Raw genomic sequence first — 19,395 nt, 5'->3', positions numbered from 1 at the left:
TCTCTTAGCGTCTTGTTTTTTTGTCATCACTAGCATGACCTTTGTACGTACGAGTTGGAGCGAATTCACCCAACTTATGCCCTACCATATCTTCAGAGATGAATACAGGCACGTGTTTACGTCCGTCATAGACTGCGATTGTGTGACCAATAAACTGTGGGAAAATAGTAGAACGACGAGACCAAGTTTTTACGACTTGTTTCTTGTCTGTTTCATTTAATTTCTCGATTTTTGTCATCAAGTGTCCATCGACAAATGGTCCTTTTTTCAAGCTGCGAGCCATTTTGGAACCTCCCTTCGTGATTGCACTACGGTCCGAAGTGAACCGTAGACAACCCCGTTATTTATTTTTGCGACGACGTACGATAAATTTATCAGATTTGTTCTTTTTCTTACGTGTCTTGAATCCAAGAGTTGGTTTGCCCCATGGAGACATTGGTGATTTACGTCCGATTGGCGCACGTCCTTCACCACCACCGTGTGGGTGATCGTTAGGGTTCATTACAGAACCACGAACTGTTGGACGGATGCCTTTCCAGCGAGAACGTCCAGCTTTACCAATGTTGATAAGTTCGTGCTGTTCGTTACCTACTTGACCGATAGAAGCACGGCAAGCAGAAAGAATCATGCGAACTTCTCCAGAGTTAAGACGTACAAGAACGTATTTACCTTCTTTACCAAGAACCTGAGCAGATGTACCAGCTGAACGTACAAGCTGTCCGCCTTTTCCAGGTTTTAATTCAATGTTATGCACAACTGTACCAACAGGGATGTTGATAAGTGGAAGTGCATTACCTACTTTGATGTCAGCTTCTGGACCTGACATGATTTCAGTACCCACTTGAATTCCTTTTGGAGCAAGAATGTAACGTTTTTCTCCGTCTGCATAGTTGATTAGAGCGATGTTAGCTGAACGGTTTGGATCGTATTCAACTGTAGCAACGCGTCCAGGTATACCATCTTTATCGCGTTTGAAGTCGATAACACGGTATTGGCGTTTATGTCCGCCACCTTGGTGACGTACAGTCAATTTACCTTGGTTGTTACGTCCGCCTTTTTTGTGAAGGGGAGCAAGCAAGGATTTTTCCGGCTTGTCAGTCGTGATTTCAGCAAAATCTGAAGTTGTCATGCCACGACGTCCATTAGAGGTCGGTTTATACTTTTTAATCGCCATTTTGAATTTCCCTCCTTCTTTTTACAGATAATTAAGCTTCAAAAATTTCGATTTCTTTGCTGTCTGCAGTAAGTTTTACGATCGCTTTTCTGCGACGGCTAGTCATACCAGTGTAGCGTCCAACACGTTTTGATTTACCTTTGTAGTTCATGATGTTGACTTTGTCAACTTTCACTCCAAAGATGCTTTCAACCGCGTCTTTCACTTCTGTTTTGTTAGCTCTTACATCAACTTCAAAAGTATATTTCTTTTCAGCCATTAAATCAGCAGAACGTTCAGTAATGACGGGGCGCTTTAGAACATCACGAGGATCTTTCATTATGCAAGCACCTCCTCTACTTTTTCAACCGCTGCTTTTGTAATCAGAAGCTTCTCGTGGTTGACAACGTCTAAAACGTTGATTCCGTTAGCTTCAACTACAGTAACTCCAGGAATGTTGCGAGCAGATAAAGCTACTGCTTCGTTAGCATCTGCAGTTACGATTAAAGCTTTTTTCTCAACAGATAATCCTTTAAGGATAGCTGCCATTTCTTTTGTTTTAGCCGTATCAAGAGTAAGATCTTCAAGTACGATGATGTTGTTGTCGTTTACTTTAGAAGACAATACTGATTTGATTGCCAAGCGGCGAACTTTTTTAGGTAATTTATAAGAATAGCTGCGTGGTGTTGGGCCGAATACGACACCACCTCCGCGCCATTGCGGTGAACGGATAGAACCTTGACGGGCACGTCCAGTACCTTTTTGACGCCATGGTTTACGACCTCCGCCGCGTACTTCAGAACGATTTTTTACTTTGTGAGATCCTTGACGTAAGGAAGCTCTTTGCATAAGAATAGCGTCGAATACAACACTTTCATTTGGCTCAATTCCAAATACAGAAGCGTTTAATTCGATGTCACCAGCAGTAGAACCGTTTTGGTTGTATAATGCTACTTTTGGCATGATCAATTTCCTCCTTTCCTAAGAGAGTTATTTAGATTTAACAGCACTTTTAACAGTGATTAAAGATTTTCTCGCACCAGGTACGTTACCTTTGATCAAAAGAAGATTGCGTTCCGCATCAACTTTTACGACTTCAAGGTTTTGAACAGTGATCTGCTCTCCGCCCATACGTCCAGGTAATAATTTACCTTTGAATACACGGTTAGGATCTACAGGTCCCATTGAACCAGGACGACGGTGGTAGCGTGAACCGTGAGACATAGGTCCGCGAGATTGTCCGTGGCGCTTGATCGCACCTTGGAAACCTTTACCTTTAGATACTCCTGTTACATCTACAATTTCTCCAGCAGAGAAAATTTCAACCTTGACTTCCTGACCAACTTCATACGCATCCATTTCCACTCCGCGTAATTCTTTTACGAAGCGCTTAGGAGCAGTTTCCGCTTTAGCAACGTGTCCTTGTTCAGGTTTGTTAGAAAGCTTTTCGCGCTTGTCGTCAAAACCAAGCTGGATTGCTTCGTAGCCGTCGTTTTCAGCTGTTTTCTTTTGGAGAACAACGTTCGGAGCAGCTTCAATAACAGTTACCGGAATAAGATCACCGTTTTCTGCGAATACTTGCGTCATACCAATTTTTCTTCCTAAGATTCCTTTGGTCATTCGTCACACCTCCTATTAAGATCATTCTATATTTTAGAATTAAAGTTTAATTTCGATATCGACACCAGATGGTAAGTCTAATCGCATGAGCGCATCAACAGTTTGTGGTGTTGGGTTCACAATGTCGATTAAACGTTTATGTGTACGCATTTCAAATTGCTCACGAGAATCTTTGTATTTGTGCACCGCACGAAGGATTGTGTAAACTGATTTTTCAGTTGGCAACGGAATCGGACCAGATACGCTGGCACCAGAACGTTTTGCCGTTTCAACAATCTTCTCTGCAGATTGATCAAGGATTCTATGATCATATGCTTTCAAACGAATACGAATTTTTTGTTTTGCCATTATTTTCCCTCCTTTTCGCCTACTTCACGTTAGACAGTTCTCCGTGAGAAAAACCTGAACACCTTGCCATGGCAAAGCGGCCGGGTGTGTCAGCAACCTCTCACTTCATCGCAGTCAAAGACCAACATACACCATTATACAGAAAATAGACGTATGTTGCAAGACTTATTTAGAATATGCATGATTTGCACACTTTTAGTATTATACAGGTGTTTTTCTTATTTATCAAGAAGCGAGTGAATAAGGGAATTTTCTTCTCTCATAAGTGGTACACTGCGTGTTTACTCAGAGTATTGGCAAATAATGAAGGCTCCTCGATATGCGGCGTGTGGGCGGAGTTTTTAAAATAATGCCAGCGCTTTTCAGGAGCATCCACAAACAGATAATACTGTTTCGATGTTTCAGCAGGAACGATCAAATCATGTCTCCCCGAAATAAAAAAGCTCGGTACTTTAATAGAAGAAACTGATTTAAATGCATCAAAACGAAATAAATCATCAGTTAAATACTTTGCGCTGAAAAGCTGTCCTCTGATGAAACGAGAGATGTTTTTTATTCCATACTCATTTCCAGCAAGCAACTGACACAATACTGTAAGAATGTGCCGGCGATGATGAGTGAATCCTCCCCTGCTCAGTTCAATACAGACTCGAAAGATGAAGTGCTGAATTTTCTTGTTCCAAGGTGGAGGGCCGAGTAAGCCTAAGGCTACTGAAAGAAAGCGATTTGTCTTGCGCAGAGAATCATAGGCCGTTTTTTCTTCCATCTGAGTATTAGTGACCTGACTGATTCCATAATAAGCGTGAAAAAGATCCGGCCTCTCTTGCAGAACATGAAGAGCCAGCAGCGAACCCCAAGAATGTCCTGCAAGGTACACTTTTGTTTTTGAGAAATGGTCTAAAAGCCATTCGGTTACTTGAATTGTATCTTTAATGATTTGACTGATTGTCATTGAACTCTGCGGAATCTGTTTAGTATAGGAAAGACCTGAACCCCTTTGATCCCAATTTACAACTGTAAAGTGCTGTTCCAGTTCCTTTTGATAGCTCCTGATAAATCCGATTTGGGATGCTCCGGGTCCACCATGTAAAAAAAGCAGCAATGGGTTCGCTATATCATTTCCATTGATCATGAGCATTTGCTTCGTATTTTCGATCCTCAGTTTTTTCATGAAAGAAATTGATGTGTTTTCACTCATAACCCATAGCTCCTCAAATAAGATAAACCTTATTATACAAGCAAACAAAAAAGTACACAAAAAAACGAGACCCAAAGGATCTCGTTTTCAATATACTATTACTCAGTGATTGTAGAAACAACGCCTGAACCAACAGTACGTCCGCCTTCACGAATAGAGAAACGAGTTCCTTCTTCGATAGCGATTGTAGAGATAAGCTCAACGTTCATTTCAGTGTTGTCTCCAGGCATAACCATTTCTACGCCTTCTGGAAGATGGATGATACCAGTTACGTCAGTTGTACGGAAGTAGAACTGAGGACGGTAGTTAGAGAAGAATGGAGTATGACGTCCACCCTCTTCTTTAGAAAGAACGTAAACTTCAGCTTTGAATTTGCTGTGTGGAGTGATTGTACCTGGTTTAGCAAGTACTTGACCACGTTGGATATCTTCACGAGCTACACCGCGAAGAAGGGCTCCAATGTTGTCTCCAGCTTCAGCGTAATCAAGAAGCTTACGGAACATTTCAACACCAGTAACAGTTGTTTTGCTGTTTTCTTCTTGAAGACCGATGATTTCAACTTCGTCACCGACTTTAACTTGTCCACGCTCAACACGTCCAGTAGCAACTGTACCACGACCAGTGATTGAGAATACGTCCTCAACTGGCATCATGAATGGTTTTTCAGTGTCACGTTCTGGAGTTGGGATGTACTCATCAACTGCATCCATAAGTTCGAAGATTTTAGCTTCGTACTCAGCATCTCCTTCAAGAGCTTTAAGAGCAGAACCTTTGATAACTGGTACATCATCACCAGGGAAGTCGTATTCGCTAAGAAGATCGCGAACTTCCATTTCAACTAGTTCAAGAAGCTCTTCGTCGTCTACCATGTCGCATTTGTTTAAGAATACAACGATGTATGGTACACCAACGTTTTTAGAAAGAAGGATGTGCTCACGAGTTTGTGGCATTGGGCCATCAGCAGCAGATACTACTAGGATAGCTCCGTCCATTTGCGCAGCACCAGTGATCATGTTTTTAACATAGTCAGCGTGTCCTGGGCAGTCAACGTGTGCATAGTGACGAGTTTCAGTTTCATACTCAACGTGTGCAGTAGAGATTGTGATACCGCGCTCACGTTCTTCTGGTGCACCATCAATTTGATCGTACGCCATAGCTGTACCTTTACCAGATTTCTTATGAAGTACTGTTGTGATAGCAGCAGTTAAAGTTGTTTTACCATGGTCAACGTGTCCAATTGTACCGATATTGGCATGTGATTTGGAACGGTCGAATTTTTCTTTAGCCATTCTAAAATCCTCCTTAAGAGCTTTTAATTAATAATGTATAGAGTGATAGGAAGTGAAAGAAAGCTTTCACTTCCTCATCTTACAATAGTAGTTATACTTGAGTTAAGAGGCAAAATCAATTATTCGCCTTTATTTTTTTTGATAATTTCTTCAGCAATGCTCTTCGGCACTTCTTCGTAGTGATCCATGTGCATAGTGAACGTACCGCGACCTTGCGTGTTAGAACGAAGGGCAGTAGCGTAACCGAACATTTCAGCAAGAGGAACCATCGCACGAACAACTTGCGCGTTACCGCGAGCTTCCATACCTTCTACGCGTCCGCGACGAGAAGTAACATCACCCATGATATCTCCCATGTATTCTTCAGGAATAACCACTTCTACTTTCATGATTGGTTCAAGAAGAACTGGGTTACATTTGCTGACTGCATTTTTCAATGCCATAGAAGCAGCAACTTTAAATGCCATTTCGTTTGAGTCAACATCATGGTAAGATCCATCAAAAAGTTTTGCTTTAATGTCGATAAGCGGGAATCCAGCTAATACACCATTTTCAAGTGAATCTTCTAGACCTGCTTGAACAGCTGGGATGTATTCACGAGGAACAACCCCACCGACAATCGCATTTTCGAATTCAAAGCCAGCGCCTTCTTCGTTTGGTTCGAATTCAATCCAAACGTGACCGAACTGACCGCGTCCACCAGACTGACGTACGAATTTACCTTCAACTTTTGCACCGGAACGGAATGTTTCACGGTACGCAACTTGAGGAGCACCAACGTTAGCTTCTACTTTGAATTCACGCTTCATACGATCAACAATGATATCAAGGTGAAGCTCACCCATACCAGAGATGATTGTCTGACCAGTTTCCGGGTTTGTTTGAGTACGGAATGTTGGATCCTCTTCAGCAAGTTTTGCTAAAGCGATACCCATTTTATCTTGGTCAGCTTTTGATTTAGGCTCAATTGCAACGTCGATAACTGGTTCTGGGAATTCCATTGATTCAAGGATAACTAGATCCTTTTCATCACATAGAGTATCTCCAGTAGAAGTATCTTTTAGACCTACAGCAGCTGCGATATCTCCTGCATATACAGTAGAGATTTCTTCACGGCTGTTGGCGTGCATTTGAAGGATACGTCCAACACGCTCACGTTTGCCTTTAGTTGAGTTTTTCACGTATGAACCAGAATCAAGTGTTCCAGAGTACACACGGAAGAACGTCAGCTTACCAACGTAAGGGTCAGTCATAACTTTAAATGCTAATGCAGAGAATGGCTCGTCATCAGAAGAATGACGCTCAATCTCTTCATTTGTATCAGGACGTATACCTTTGATTGCAGCAACGTCTGTTGGTGCAGGAAGGTAGTCAAGAACAGCATCAAGTACTAATTGAACACCTTTGTTTTTGAAGGCAGAACCCACAAGAACTGGGTAGAATTCAACATTTAAAGTACCTTTACGGATACCTGCTTTTAACTCGTCAATAGTGATCTCTTCACCCTCAAGGTATTTGTCCATAAGCTCTTCATCAAGCTCACATACAGCTTCAATGAGGCTGTTGCGAAGCTCTTCAGCTTGCTCTTTGTACTCTTCAGGGATTTCTTTCGCATCAGAACGAGTTCCGAGATCATCTTCGTAGAAATACGCAACGTTTTCTACTAGGTCAATGATACCTTCGAAGTTGTCTTCAGCACCGATCGGCAATTGAATTGCATGAGCGTTAGCTTGAAGACGATCTCTTAAAGTTCCTACAGAGTAAAGGAAGTCTGCACCGATTTTGTCCATTTTGTTGACGAAAACGATACGCGGTACTCCGTAAGTTGTTGCTTGACGCCAAACAGTTTCTGTTTGAGGCTCAACGCCAGACTGTGCGTCAAGTACAGCAACAGCACCATCAAGTACACGAAGAGAACGTTCAACTTCAACTGTGAAGTCTACGTGTCCTGGAGTATCGATGATGTTTACGCGGTATCCTTTCCACTGTGCAGTTGTCGCAGCGGAAGTGATTGTGATACCACGTTCTTGTTCCTGCTCCATCCAGTCCATTTGTGAAGCTCCTTCATGAGTTTCACCAATTTTGTGGATACGACCAGTATAGAACAAGATACGTTCTGTAGTAGTCGTTTTACCGGCATCAATGTGAGCCATGATCCCGATATTACGAGTTTTGTCTAAGGAGAACTCTCTTGCCATTGGGTAATTTCTCCTTCCTTATTGGGAAATTGTGTTTTTTAGTATATAAATCCTACCAACGATAGTGAGCAAATGCTTTGTTTGCTTCAGCCATCTTATGAGTATCTTCACGTTTCTTAACAGCAGCTCCAGTGTTGTTAGCTGCGTCAAGGATTTCGTTAGCTAAACGCTCTTCCATCGTTTTTTCTCCGCGAAGACGAGCATAGTTAACTAACCAGCGAAGTCCAAGAGTAGTACGACGTTCAGGACGAACTTCTACAGGAACTTGGTAGTTCGCACCACCTACACGGCGTGCTTTTACTTCAAGTACAGGCATGATGTTTTTCAATGCTTGTTCGAAAACCTCCATTGCATCATTGCCAGTACGTTCTTTAATGATATCGAATGACTTGTATAGGATTGTTTGAGACTTACCTTTTTTACCGTCGATCATCATTTTGTTGATTAGACGAGATACAAGCTTAGAGTTGTAAATCGGATCAGGTAAAACGTCTCTTTTTGCTACAGGACCTTTACGTGGCATCTGAATATCCTCCCTTCATCAATTATACGTTTATACGTTTATTATTTTGCTTTAGGACGTTTAGTACCGTATTTAGAACGGCCTTGCGCACGGTTTTCAACTCCAGCAGTGTCAAGCGCACCACGAACGATGTGGTAACGTACCCCTGGTAAGTCTTTTACACGTCCGCCGCGGATAAGTACAACACTGTGCTCTTGCAGGTTGTGACCGATACCAGGAATGTAAGCAGTAACCTCAATTCCGTTAGTCAAACGAACACGAGCATATTTACGAAGTGCTGAGTTCGGTTTTTTCGGTGTCATTGTACCAACACGAGTACATACCCCGCGTTTTTGTGGAGAAGATACATTAGTGTGCTCTTTTTTAAAGCTGTTGTATCCTTTGTTAAGTGCAGGAGACTTTGAGTTTTCTACTTTACTCACGCGTCCTTTGCGAATTAGCTGATTAATTGTAGGCATGTTTTGTTCCTCCCTTCATTACGTTTTATAACCCACATACCCAGGTGGTTCATCAATAGGCAAAAAACAATGTCTTTACACGAGAATAAATCTCACGCAAAAACAAAAAGTACGTTATAACATAATGGCAACAGCTGCTGCTCCTACTTCAATTCCGCAGGCTTTGCCGAGCTTTTTCATGGATTCAACCATTGAGACAGCAATCCCATTATCTTTCGCAAGTGTTATCACACTTGACGTAAGAATAGGATCCGCGTCTTTTGCAACGACTACTTCCTTTACTGAACCTCGTTTTAGAGCTTTCACTGTTTGCTTCGTACCAATAATAATTGATTTGGCCTGTGATACTTTATCATAAGACATAAACATATCCTCCAAAGTAACAGGTTTATTTCGAGCACCTTGGTTATATTATCATTCTAGGAGACGAATGTCAACAAGGTATGACATTTTTTAGTTTCTATCTTCTCATAGAGTGATTTTTTTATTTAAATATGACTGCTGAAAGACTGTTTTGCAGTCTCTCAGCAGCATGATATCAGTTATTCAACCGGAACCATGTCCTCAGTCGGCTGAACATTTGAAACAGGTTTTACTTTTCGGTATTTCATCATTCCAGTACCAGCCGGAACAAGCTTACCGATGATAACATTCTCTTTCAGGCCGAGAAGTTCGTCACGCTTACCTTTGATCGCAGCGTCTGTAAGGACACGTGTTGTTTCCTGGAAGGAAGCAGCAGATAAGAATGAATCAGTTTCAAGAGAAGCTTTGGTAATACCGAGTAAGACAGGACGGCCTGTAGCAGGACGTTTGCCTTCCAGCAATACCTTTTTGTTCGCTTCAGTAAATTGGTGAATATCAAGTAATGAGCCAGGAAGCACATCAGTCTCACCGGCATCAATCACACGTACTTTGCGAAGCATTTGGCGAACCATTACTTCTACGTGTTTATCGCCAATTTCAACACCCTGCATACGGTAAACCTTTTGAACCTCATGAAGAAGATACTCTTGAACAGTAGTCAGGTCAGTCACTTTAAGAAGTTCTTTCGGATCGATTGAACCTTCTGTCAACACTTGGCCTCGAGTAATTTTATCTCCTTCCGCTACTTTTAAGCGGGAGTTATATGGTGCCGTATAAGAGCGTGTTTCAACTGCGCCTTGAACCACAATTTCCTGCTGTTTGTCGCGAACTTCATTAATTTCAACGACTGTACCGTCGATTTCGGTAATTGTTGCCTGACCTTTTGGATTACGCGCTTCGAAAAGCTCTTGGATACGCGGAAGACCCTGTGTGATATCGTCTCCTGCAACCCCGCCTGTATGGAATGTACGCATTGTTAACTGTGTACCAGGCTCACCGATTGATTGGGCAGCGATGATTCCAACTGCTTCTCCGACTTCTACATCGGTACCAGTCGCAAGGTTTCGGCCATAGCATCGTTTACATACACCATGAGGCGTATTACATGTGAAGGCAGAACGGATCCACACTTCTTCAATGCCGGCTTCAACGATTTCAATCGCTTTATCTTCATCGATCAGTTCGTTTTCGTTTACAAGCACTTCACCTGTTTCAGGGTGTTTCACTTGTTTTCTTGCAAAACGGCCGATTAAGCGTTCTTCTAAGCGCTCAATGATTTCAGTGCCTTCTCTAAGCGGTTGAGCAAGGATGCCACGGTCAGTTCCGCAATCAGTTTCACGGATGATAACATCCTGTGCAACGTCAACAAGACGGCGTGTAAGGTAACCTGAGTCAGCAGTTTTAAGGGCGGTATCGGCAAGACCTTTACGCGCACCGTGAGTGGAGATAAAGTACTCCAATACTGTCAGACCTTCACGGAAACTAGATTTGATCGGTAACTCAATGATACGTCCAGCCGGGTTGGCCATCAGACCGCGCATTCCGGCAAGCTGAGTAAAGTTAGACGCGTTACCACGGGCACCAGAGTCACTCATCATGTAGATCGGGTTGAGCTCATCAAGTGATTTCATCAGTTTGCCTTGGATAACGTCTTTTGCAGAACTCCAGATAGAGATAACTCTCTCATAGCGTTCTTCTTCAGTGATCAGACCGCGGCGGAACTGCTTCATAACGTTATCAACTTTGCCTTGTGCTTCTTCAAGAATTTCTTGTTTATCATCGAGAACGACGATATCAGAAACCCCAACTGTAATACCAGCTTTTGTTGAATATCTGAAACCTAGGTTTTTCATGCGGTCAAGCATTTTAGACGTTTCCGTAATGTGGAATCGTTTAAAGATTTCCGCGATGATTTTACCCAGAATACCTTTTTTAAACGGTGCATTGATTGGCTGCTGTGCGATGGCAGCTTTTACATCGGCACCTTTTTCTAAGAAGAAACGGTCTGGTGTTTTCTCTTCAATGTTGCTCTTCGTTGGTTCATTCATGTAAGGGAATGATTCTGGAAGAATTTCATTGAAGACCAATTTACCGACAGTTGTAATTAACAATTTTGAGCGCTGTTCTTCGGTAAATGTCACGTTCTTAAGGGAGTTCGCTGCAACAGCCACTCTCGTATGAAGGTGAACATATCCGTTTTGATAAGCAAGAAGTGCTTCATCCGTATTCTTGAAGACCATACCCTCACCAACAGCACCAGCACGTTCCAGAGTCAGGTAATAGTTACCCAGTACCATATCCTGAGACGGTGTTACAACTGGTTTACCATCTTTAGGGTTCAAGATGTTTTGAGCGGCAAGCATCAAGATGCGTGCTTCAGCTTGAGCTTCTGCAGATAATGGTACGTGAACCGCCATTTGGTCACCGTCAAAGTCAGCGTTATAAGCTGTACATACGAGCGGGTGAAGACGGATTGCGCGTCCTTCAACAAGTGTCGGTTCAAACGCTTGGATACCTAATCTGTGAAGCGTAGGGGCACGGTTCAGAAGGACCGGGTGCTCCTTGATAACTGATTCTAGTACATCCCATACTTCAGGCTGTACGCGCTCAATTTTACGTTTCGCACTCTTAATGTTGTGAGCAAGACCCTTTTCAACAAGCTCTTTCATAACGAAAGGTTTGAAAAGTTCGAGCGCCATTTCCTTCGGTAATCCGCATTGGTACATTTTCAGATGAGGACCAACGACGATTACAGAACGTCCGGAGTAATCGACACGTTTACCAAGAAGGTTTTGACGGAAACGGCCTTGCTTCCCTTTCAGCATGTGAGAAAGAGATTTTAATGGTCTGTTACCAGGACCTGTTACAGGGCGTCCGCGACGGCCGTTGTCAATTAAAGCATCGACAGCCTCTTGAAGCATACGCTTTTCGTTTTGAACGATAATGCTAGGCGCACCAAGGTCTAAAAGGCGTTTCAAACGATTGTTACGGTTGATGACACGACGATAAAGGTCGTTCAAATCAGAAGTCGCAAAACGTCCGCCATCAAGCTGAACCATCGGTCTGAGCTCAGGAGGAATAACAGGAAGCACATCAAGGATCATCCAAGAAGGCTTGTTTCCTGAGTTACGGAAGGCTTCCAAAACTTCAAGGCGTTTGATCGCACGAGTACGACGCTGTCCTTGAGATGTTTTCAGCTCTTCTTTTAACATATCAACTTCTTTTACAAGATCGATATCTTGAAGAAGTTTATGAATCGCTTCCGCACCCATAGATGCTTGGAACTTATTACCGTACTTATCAAGATACGCACGGTATTCCTTTTCTGATAGAAGCTGTTTCTTTTCAAGCGGTGTGTTTGCCGGATCAGTTACAACGTAAGAAGCAAAGTAAATAACTTCTTCCAGTGCACGAGGCGACATATCTAACACTAGACCCATACGACTTGGGATACCTTTGAAATACCAAATGTGGGAAACTGGGGCAGCCAGTTCAATGTGCCCCATTCTCTCACGACGGACTTTAGCCCGTGTTACTTCAACTCCGCAGCGGTCACAAACTACGCCTTTATAACGAACTCGCTTGTACTTCCCGCAATGACATTCCCAGTCCTTAGTCGGTCCGAAAATGCGTTCGCAGAATAGACCGTCCTTTTCAGGTTTTAACGTACGATAGTTTATCGTTTCAGGCTTTTTCACTTCACCAAAAGACCATGAACGGATTTTATCCGGTGAAGCAAGACCGATGTTCATATACTCAAAATTGTTCACATCTAGCAAGGGGCCTACCTCCCTTTTTATCTTCGGATTAACCGATGTCACTTGCCTTTATAACTAGAGATTATTCTTTTGTTACTACATCGCGTTCAACGTCTGCAGATGCTGTTTCTTCCGGCTCTTCATCACCTGATAACGCCAGGCCGTCAGCTTGTTTTGCATCTTCTTCGTCTTCTAAATCTCTCATTTCTATTTCTTCTTCATCGCTAGAAAGGATTTTCACATCCATACCTAAACTTTGAAGTTCTTTAATTAATACTTTGAATGATTCCGGAACACCAGGTTCAGGAACGTTGTCGCCTTTAACGATGGCTTCGTATGTTTTCACACGTCCAACCACGTCATCAGACTTAACAGTCAGAATCTCTTGAAGAGTGTAAGCTGCACCGTAAGCTTCAAGTGCCCAAACCTCCATCTCACCAAAACGCTGTCCGCCAAATTGAGCTTTACCGCCAAGAGGCTGCTGCGTAACAAGTGAGTAAGGACCTGTAGAGCGTGCATGAAGTTTATCGTCAACCATGTGAGCCAGTTTAATCATGTACATGATACCGACAGATACACGGTTATCAAACGGCTCTCCGGTACGTCCGTCGTAAAGAACGGTTTTAGCGTCACGAGACATTCCGGCTTCTTCAAGTGTTTCCCAAACATCCTCTTCACGCGCTCCGTCAAATACCGGTGACGCAATGTGGATGCCGAGGTAACGAGCGGCCATACCCATGTGAAGCTCTAATACCTGCCCGATGTTCATACGTGATGGTACGCCAAGCGGGTTAAGCATGATATCAATTGGTGTGCCGTCAGGAAGATAAGGCATATCCTCTTCAGGAAGAATCTTAGAAATAACACCTTTGTTACCGTGACGACCGGCCATTTTATCCCCTTCAGAAATTTTACGCTTCTGAACGATATATACGCGTACTAACTGGTTCACACCTGGAGGAAGTTCGTCTCCGTCCTCACGGTTGAAGACTTTAACATCGTGAATAATTCCGCCGCCGCCGTGAGGCACACGAAGAGAAGTATCACGAACCTCGCGGGCTTTTTCACCAAAGATGGCGTGAAGAAGGCGTTCTTCTGCAGTAAGTTCTGTTACACCCTTAGGCGTTACTTTACCAACGAGAAGATCTCCGTCTTTTACTTCTGCCCCGATACGGATAATTCCGCGGTCATCAAGATTGCGAAGCGCATCTTCACCGACGTTCGGAATATCGCGAGTGATTTCTTCAGGCCCGAGTTTAGTATCACGTGCTTCTGATTCATATTCTTCAATGTGAATAGATGTATAAACATCATCTTTCACAAGACGTTCACTCATGATGATGGCATCCTCATAGTTGTAGCCATCCCATGTCATGAAGCCGACCATTACGTTACGGCCAAGTGCAAGTTCACCAAGCTCCATAGAAGGACCGTCAGCAAGGATTTCTCCTTTTACCACTTCATCGCCGACACTTACGATCGGACGCTGGTTGTAGCAAGTACCTTGGTTAGAGCGGACAAATTTCAGCAAGCTGTATTTATCCAGGTTGCCTTTTACTTTTTGACCGTCTACTTCTTCATAGCGGCGAACCCAAACGTTTTTCGCTTCTACACGTTCAACGATACCAGGGTGTTTACAAATCACAGCGGCACCAGAGTCTTTACCTGATACGTATTCCATACCAGTTCCTACAAATGGCGCTTCCGGCTGCATCAAAGGCACAGCCTGACGCTGCATGTTCGCTCCCATTAGGGCACGGTTCGAGTCATCGTTTTCTAAGAACGGGATACATGCTGTCGCAGCAGATACTACCTGCTTAGGCGATACATCCATGTAATCAACACGGTTTCTAGGAACAACGGTGTTCTCACCGCGGAAACGGGCTACAATGCTGTCATCCACAAATGCACCTTCGTCATCGAGTCGTGCATTTGCCTGAGCGACAACGTAGTTATCTTCTTCATCAGCAGTTAAGTAATCGATTCTCGGCGTCACTTTTCCTGTTTCAGGATCAACGCGGCGATATGGCGTTTCAATAAAGCCAAAACGGTTTACTTTTGCATATGATGATAGTGAGTTGATCAAACCGATGTTCGGTCCCTCCGGCGTTTCAATCGGACACATACGGCCATAGTGGGAGTAGTGAACGTCACGCACTTCCATTCCGGCACGCTCACGTGTCAATCCGCCCGGTCCAAGAGCCGACAGACGGCGCTTATGTGTTAATTCAGCAAGCGGGTTCGTCTGGTCCATGAATTGAGAAAGCTGAGAGCTTCCAAAGAACTCTTTAATGGACGCAATAACAGGACGAATATTGATCAGCTGCTGAGGTGTAATTGTATTCGTATCTTGAATTGACATTCTCTCACGAACCACACGCTCCATACGGCTTAAACCGATACGGAATTGGTTCTGGAGAAGTTCACCTACAGAACGTAAACGGCGGTTTCCAAGATGGTCAATATCATCTGTGTCGCCTACTCCGTGCAGCAAGTTGAAGAAGTAGCTGATAGAAGAAATAATATCAGCAGGAGTAATGTTTTTAATCTCTTCTTCAACGTAAGCATTGCCGATGACATTAATAACCTGTTCTCCTTCTTGATCAGTAGGAGCAAAGATTTTAATGGATTGAAGCGTTACTTCATCCTCAACAACACCGCCGTTCGGATACAGCTTTCTGAAACCGATTCCGTTTTCTAAGTATGGCAGTACTTTATCAAGAGTTCTTCTATCAAGAATCTGACCTTTTTCAGCCAGGATTTCTCCTGTTTCAGGATCAACAAGCGTTTCAGCAAGTCTCTGATTAAAGAGGCGATTTTTAATATGAAGCTTTTTATTAATTTTATAGCGTCCTACATTGGCAAGATCGTATCGTTTCGGATCAAAGAAACGAGAATCAAGCAAGCTTTTCGCATTTTCCACTGTAGGCGGCTCTCCAGGACGGAGGCGCTCGTAGATTTCGAGCAGCGCTTTATCGCTGTTTTCTGTGTTATCTTTATCAAGCGTATTTCGCAGGTATTCGTTTTCTCCTACAAGATCAAGAATCTCTTGATCGGAGCCGAAGCCGAGAGCACGCAAAAGAACCGTAACCGGCAACTTACGTGTGCGATCAATGCGTACATAAACAACATCTTTCGCATCAGTTTCGTATTCTAACCATGCGCCACGGTTTGGAATGACAGTTGCGGTAAAACCTTTTTTACCGTTTTTGTCTACTTTACCACTGAAATATACACTTGGAGACCGAACAAGCTGGGAAACGATAACGCGTTCCGCACCGTTTATGATAAAAGTACCTGTATCTGTCATAATAGGGAAATCACCCATGAAGACATCTTGGTCTTTTACCTCTCCAGTTTCTTTGTTAATTAAACGAACCTTCACTCTTAGCGGAGCTGAGTAAGTCACATCACGTTCTTTTGATTCCTCTACAGGATATTTAGGCTCCCCTAAACTGTAATCAATGAACTCAAGAGAGAGGTTACCAGTGAAATCCTCAATTGGCGATATGTCTTGAAACATCTCTCTAAGACCCTCATCAAGAAACCACTGATAAGAAGAGGTTTGAATTTCAATGAGATTTGGTAATTCTAACACTTCGCTAATGCGAGCATAGCTTCTGCGCTGGCGGTGTCGTCCATACTGAACTAGTTGACCTGTCAACTGATTCACCCCTCAAATCATGCGTATTATATGTGTAATAAGCATTTCTTCCAAAGAAAGAAAGAAAACACTTTTACAAGACAAAAGAAAAAAGGGTTTCTAATTAAGAAAACCACATCCAAAAACAAATACCGATTTTATTAGCATTTCCATACTTGTATAATTTATACATAGATATTGACATTTCATCATATCAATCTAAATATATACATTGGCATTTTATAATATTAACATAGCCAAAATACCGAGTCAAACTTTTTTTGCTTTTATGATATAATAGCCTTTCTTTTTTTGAACGACAGAAACTTCTTCGAACAGTTCCTCAAGCTTTTCAATGGCAGAAGGCGCACCTTGTTTTTTCTGTATGACGATCCACAATTCACCTGAAGCTTTTAAGTGTTCAGCGCTTTTCTCAAAGATAGCATGGACAACTTTTTTTCCGGCTCGGATTGGGGGATTTGTAAGAATAGAAGCAAATGTTTGAGCAGAGTCAACGTTTGAAAACAAATCGCTTTGGTAAATCTCAACATTTGTTATTCCGTTTCGTTCTGCATTTTCATTTGATAACTCTACGGCTCTTTCATTAACATCAATCATGTGGATGGTCCGGTCTTTAAAGTCGCTGGCCAGCGATAATCCAATCGGGCCATAGCCGCAGCCTACATCTAGAAAGCCGCCCTCAACTTCAGGCTCTTCAAAAGATTCGACCAGCAGGCGCGAGCCAAAATCGACTTCCTTTTTAGAAAAAACACCGCTGTCGCTGGTAAACGTAAACTCCTTGTTTCGAAGCCTAAAAGACCATGTTTGTTTGTTGCTTTTTACTGAAGGTTTTTCTGAATAATAGTGCTCACTCATTATTAGAACCTCCTTTTTTTCATAACTTAAAGAATGGCAAAGAAAAAGCCCGCCTCATAAAAGCGAGCTTCCCCTACAGGCAAGTGAAGATTACTTAACTTCTACAGAAGCGCCAACTTCTTCAAGTTTAGCTTTAAGCTCTTCAGCTTCTTCTTTAGCAATACCTTCTTTAAGTGGTTTTGGAGTGTTGTCAACAAGTTCTTTAGCTTCTTTCAAGCCAAGACCAGTGATTTCACGTACAACTTTGATAACTTTGATTTTTTGAGAACCTGCACCAGCAAGGATAAGGTCGAATTCGCTTTGCTCTTCAGCAGCTCCGCCTGCAGCAGCTCCGCCAGCTACAGCTACAGGAGCAGCAGCAGTTACGCCAAATTCTTCTTCGATTGCTTTTACTAGGTCGTTCAATTCAAGTACAGTTGCTTCTTTAACGGAAGCAATGATTTCTTCGATATTTAAAGCCATTTGTAATTCCTCCATTTGTTTTGATTTTTAAAAACTGATTAGATTAAGCGCCTTGTTCTTCCTTTTGATCTGCCACAGCTTTTGCAGCAAGAGCAAGGTTGCGAACTGGAGCTTGAAGTACGCTAAGCAACATAGAAAGCAAGCCTTCGCGTGATGGAAGTTCAGCAAGAGCTTTCACTTCTTCAACAGTAGAAACTTTACCTTCGATAACGCCAGCTTTGATTTCAAGAGCTTCATGCTGTTTAGCAAACTCGTTAAGAACTTTAGCTGGAGCGACAACATCCTCAGTACTGAATGCAATTGCATTCGGTCCAGTTAAGACATCATTCAAACCATCAAGTTCAGCTTGTTCAACCGCACGGCGAGTCATTGTGTTTTTGTAAACTTTGAACTCAACGTTAGCTTCACGAAGCTGTTTACGAAGTTCTGTTACTTCAGAAACGTTAAGTCCGCGGTAATCAACGATGATCGTTGATTTGCTTTCTTTTAATTTAGAAGCAATTTCTTCAACAACAACTTTTTTTGTTTCAATTGCGCTGCTCATGGTTACACCTCCTGTAGATTCTTGTGTAACACTTATACCGTCAGGTGATCACGACTGAGAAACGGATTCCATATAAAAAGCCTCCATGAGACATGGAGGCTGTATATACAAGCATACGTAACGTAATAGCTGTGATAATATACACCTCGGTAGGATATTAAGCTGTTAAGCCCCTACTGTCTACGGTATAAATGATATATTATATTTTACAACATTTTGAATCATATCAGAATGTTGAATTCATGTCAATATTATTTTACGTTGAAAGTTGAAGCATCTACTTTGACACCAGGTCCCATAGTAGAAGTTACAGCAACGTTTTTCACGTAAACACCTTTTGCTGCAGCAGGTTTTGCTTTCAGGATTGTATCATACATTGTTGTGAAGTTCTCAACAAGTTTTTCATCCTCGAAAGAAACTTTACCGATAGGAACATGGATGTTTCCAGCTTTATCAACGCGGTATTCAACTTTACCAGCTTTGATTTCGCCGATTGCTTTTTCAACTTCGAAAGTAACTGTACCAGTTTTAGGGTTTGGCATTAAACCTTTTGGTCCAAGTACACGACCGATTTTACCAACTTCACCCATCATGTCAGGTGTAGCTACGATTACATCGAAATCGAACCAGCCTTGTTGAATTTTGTTGATGTAGTCAGTATCTCCAACGTAATCTGCACCAGCAGCTTCAGCTTCTTTCGCTTTTTCGCCTTTTGCGAAAACGAGAACGCGCTGAGTTTTACCAGTTCCGTTTGGAAGCACAACTGCTCCGCGGATTTGCTGGTCGTTTTTACGAGGGTCAACCCCTAGACGGAATGCAACTTCAACTGTAGCGTCGAATTTAGCTGTGTTTGTTTTTTTAACGAGAGCTACTGCTTCAGAAACATCGTAAGCTTTCGCACGATCTACAAGCTTAGCAGCTTCTGCGTACTTTTTACCTTTTTTAGCCATTTTAAAATTTCC

At 42.6% G+C, this 19,395-nt stretch carries 18 protein-coding genes and 1 other annotated feature; all 18 genes read right to left on the bottom strand.

The features are described from left to right. Window positions 1-4: 4 nt before the first annotated feature. On the bottom strand, window positions 5-283 hold the full coding sequence (rpsS, locus tag NSS75_RS00745; protein WP_003156472.1) for a 30S ribosomal protein S19: 279 nt from the start codon (window positions 281-283) through the stop codon (window positions 5-7). 57 nt (window positions 284-340) lie between these two features. Next, window positions 341-1,174 carry a 50S ribosomal protein L2 gene (gene rplB / locus NSS75_RS00740; RefSeq protein ID WP_003225795.1) on the bottom strand — a complete coding sequence of 278 codons (834 nt, stop codon included), beginning with the start codon at window positions 1,172-1,174 and terminating at the stop codon, window positions 341-343. A 31-nt stretch (window positions 1,175-1,205) separates the two neighbouring features. Then, window positions 1,206-1,493, bottom strand: a complete 288-nt coding sequence (rplW, locus tag NSS75_RS00735; RefSeq protein WP_003225793.1) for a 50S ribosomal protein L23 — start codon at window positions 1,491-1,493, stop codon at window positions 1,206-1,208. Then, window positions 1,493-2,116 (bottom strand): 50S ribosomal protein L4, encoded by a 624-nt coding sequence (gene rplD, locus NSS75_RS00730; RefSeq protein WP_003242004.1) that lies wholly within the window; start codon window positions 2,114-2,116, stop codon window positions 1,493-1,495. Before rplD ends, rplW begins: the two co-directional genes overlap by 1 nt. Window positions 2,117-2,143: 27 nt before the next feature. Beyond that, a complete protein-coding gene (gene rplC, locus NSS75_RS00725; protein WP_059291697.1) occupies window positions 2,144-2,773 on the bottom strand; it encodes a 50S ribosomal protein L3 in 630 nt (209 codons plus the stop codon). Window positions 2,774-2,812: 39 nt separating this feature from the next. Beyond that, complete coding sequence (gene rpsJ / locus NSS75_RS00720; protein ID WP_003156464.1) at window positions 2,813-3,121, bottom strand: 30S ribosomal protein S10; 309 nt, start codon at window positions 3,119-3,121, stop codon at window positions 2,813-2,815. Window positions 3,122-3,380: 259 nt separating this feature from the next. After that, a complete protein-coding gene (locus NSS75_RS00715) occupies window positions 3,381-4,319 on the bottom strand; it encodes an alpha/beta hydrolase (protein ID WP_286109127.1) in 939 nt (312 codons plus the stop codon). A gap of 98 nt (window positions 4,320-4,417) precedes the next feature. Then, entirely contained in the window at window positions 4,418-5,608 is a 1,191-nt protein-coding gene (tuf, locus tag NSS75_RS00710; RefSeq protein WP_010332768.1) for an elongation factor Tu, read from the bottom strand. A 119-nt stretch (window positions 5,609-5,727) separates the two neighbouring features. Further along, window positions 5,728-7,806: an elongation factor G gene (gene fusA, locus NSS75_RS00705; RefSeq protein ID WP_095714790.1), complete on the bottom strand. Its 2,079-nt coding sequence runs from the start codon at window positions 7,804-7,806 to the stop codon at window positions 5,728-5,730. A gap of 52 nt (window positions 7,807-7,858) precedes the next feature. Further along, entirely contained in the window at window positions 7,859-8,329 is a 471-nt protein-coding gene (rpsG, locus tag NSS75_RS00700) for a 30S ribosomal protein S7 (RefSeq protein WP_003225784.1), read from the bottom strand. Between the two features lie 41 nt (window positions 8,330-8,370). Next, window positions 8,371-8,787, bottom strand: a complete 417-nt coding sequence (rpsL, locus tag NSS75_RS00695; protein WP_003156445.1) for a 30S ribosomal protein S12 — start codon at window positions 8,785-8,787, stop codon at window positions 8,371-8,373. Window positions 8,788-8,901: 114 nt separating this feature from the next. Further along, window positions 8,902-9,150 carry a 50S ribosomal protein L7ae-like protein gene (locus tag NSS75_RS00690; RefSeq protein ID WP_059291694.1) on the bottom strand — a complete coding sequence of 83 codons (249 nt, stop codon included), beginning with the start codon at window positions 9,148-9,150 and terminating at the stop codon, window positions 8,902-8,904. A gap of 179 nt (window positions 9,151-9,329) precedes the next feature. Then, window positions 9,330-12,929, bottom strand: coding sequence for a DNA-directed RNA polymerase subunit beta' (gene rpoC / locus NSS75_RS00685; RefSeq protein WP_044153421.1), 3,600 nt, complete (start codon window positions 12,927-12,929; stop codon window positions 9,330-9,332). 61 nt (window positions 12,930-12,990) lie between these two features. Next, window positions 12,991-16,572 (bottom strand): DNA-directed RNA polymerase subunit beta, encoded by a 3,582-nt coding sequence (rpoB, locus tag NSS75_RS00680; RefSeq protein ID WP_044153423.1) that lies wholly within the window; start codon window positions 16,570-16,572, stop codon window positions 12,991-12,993. A 249-nt stretch (window positions 16,573-16,821) separates the two neighbouring features. Continuing rightward, window positions 16,822-17,427 (bottom strand): class I SAM-dependent methyltransferase, encoded by a 606-nt coding sequence (locus NSS75_RS00675; RefSeq protein ID WP_286109126.1) that lies wholly within the window; start codon window positions 17,425-17,427, stop codon window positions 16,822-16,824. 90 nt (window positions 17,428-17,517) lie between these two features. Beyond that, a complete protein-coding gene (rplL, locus tag NSS75_RS00670; protein WP_003156436.1) occupies window positions 17,518-17,889 on the bottom strand; it encodes a 50S ribosomal protein L7/L12 in 372 nt (123 codons plus the stop codon). A gap of 43 nt (window positions 17,890-17,932) precedes the next feature. Then, window positions 17,933-18,433 carry a 50S ribosomal protein L10 gene (gene rplJ / locus NSS75_RS00665; protein ID WP_044153425.1) on the bottom strand — a complete coding sequence of 167 codons (501 nt, stop codon included), beginning with the start codon at window positions 18,431-18,433 and terminating at the stop codon, window positions 17,933-17,935. A gap of 64 nt (window positions 18,434-18,497) precedes the next feature. Then, window positions 18,498-18,637, bottom strand: a sequence feature (ribosomal protein L10 leader region). 47 nt (window positions 18,638-18,684) lie between these two features. Beyond that, window positions 18,685-19,383 (bottom strand): 50S ribosomal protein L1, encoded by a 699-nt coding sequence (gene rplA / locus NSS75_RS00660; RefSeq protein ID WP_003225765.1) that lies wholly within the window; start codon window positions 19,381-19,383, stop codon window positions 18,685-18,687. Between the last annotated feature and the right edge of the window lie 12 nt (window positions 19,384-19,395).

Source organism: Bacillus sp. FSL K6-1012, assembly GCF_037964915.1.
Lineage (GTDB): Bacteria > Bacillota > Bacilli > Bacillales > Bacillaceae > Bacillus > Bacillus halotolerans.
The sequence above is the reverse complement of the archived record's forward strand: the minus strand, read 5'-3'. Positions and strand labels throughout refer to the sequence as shown.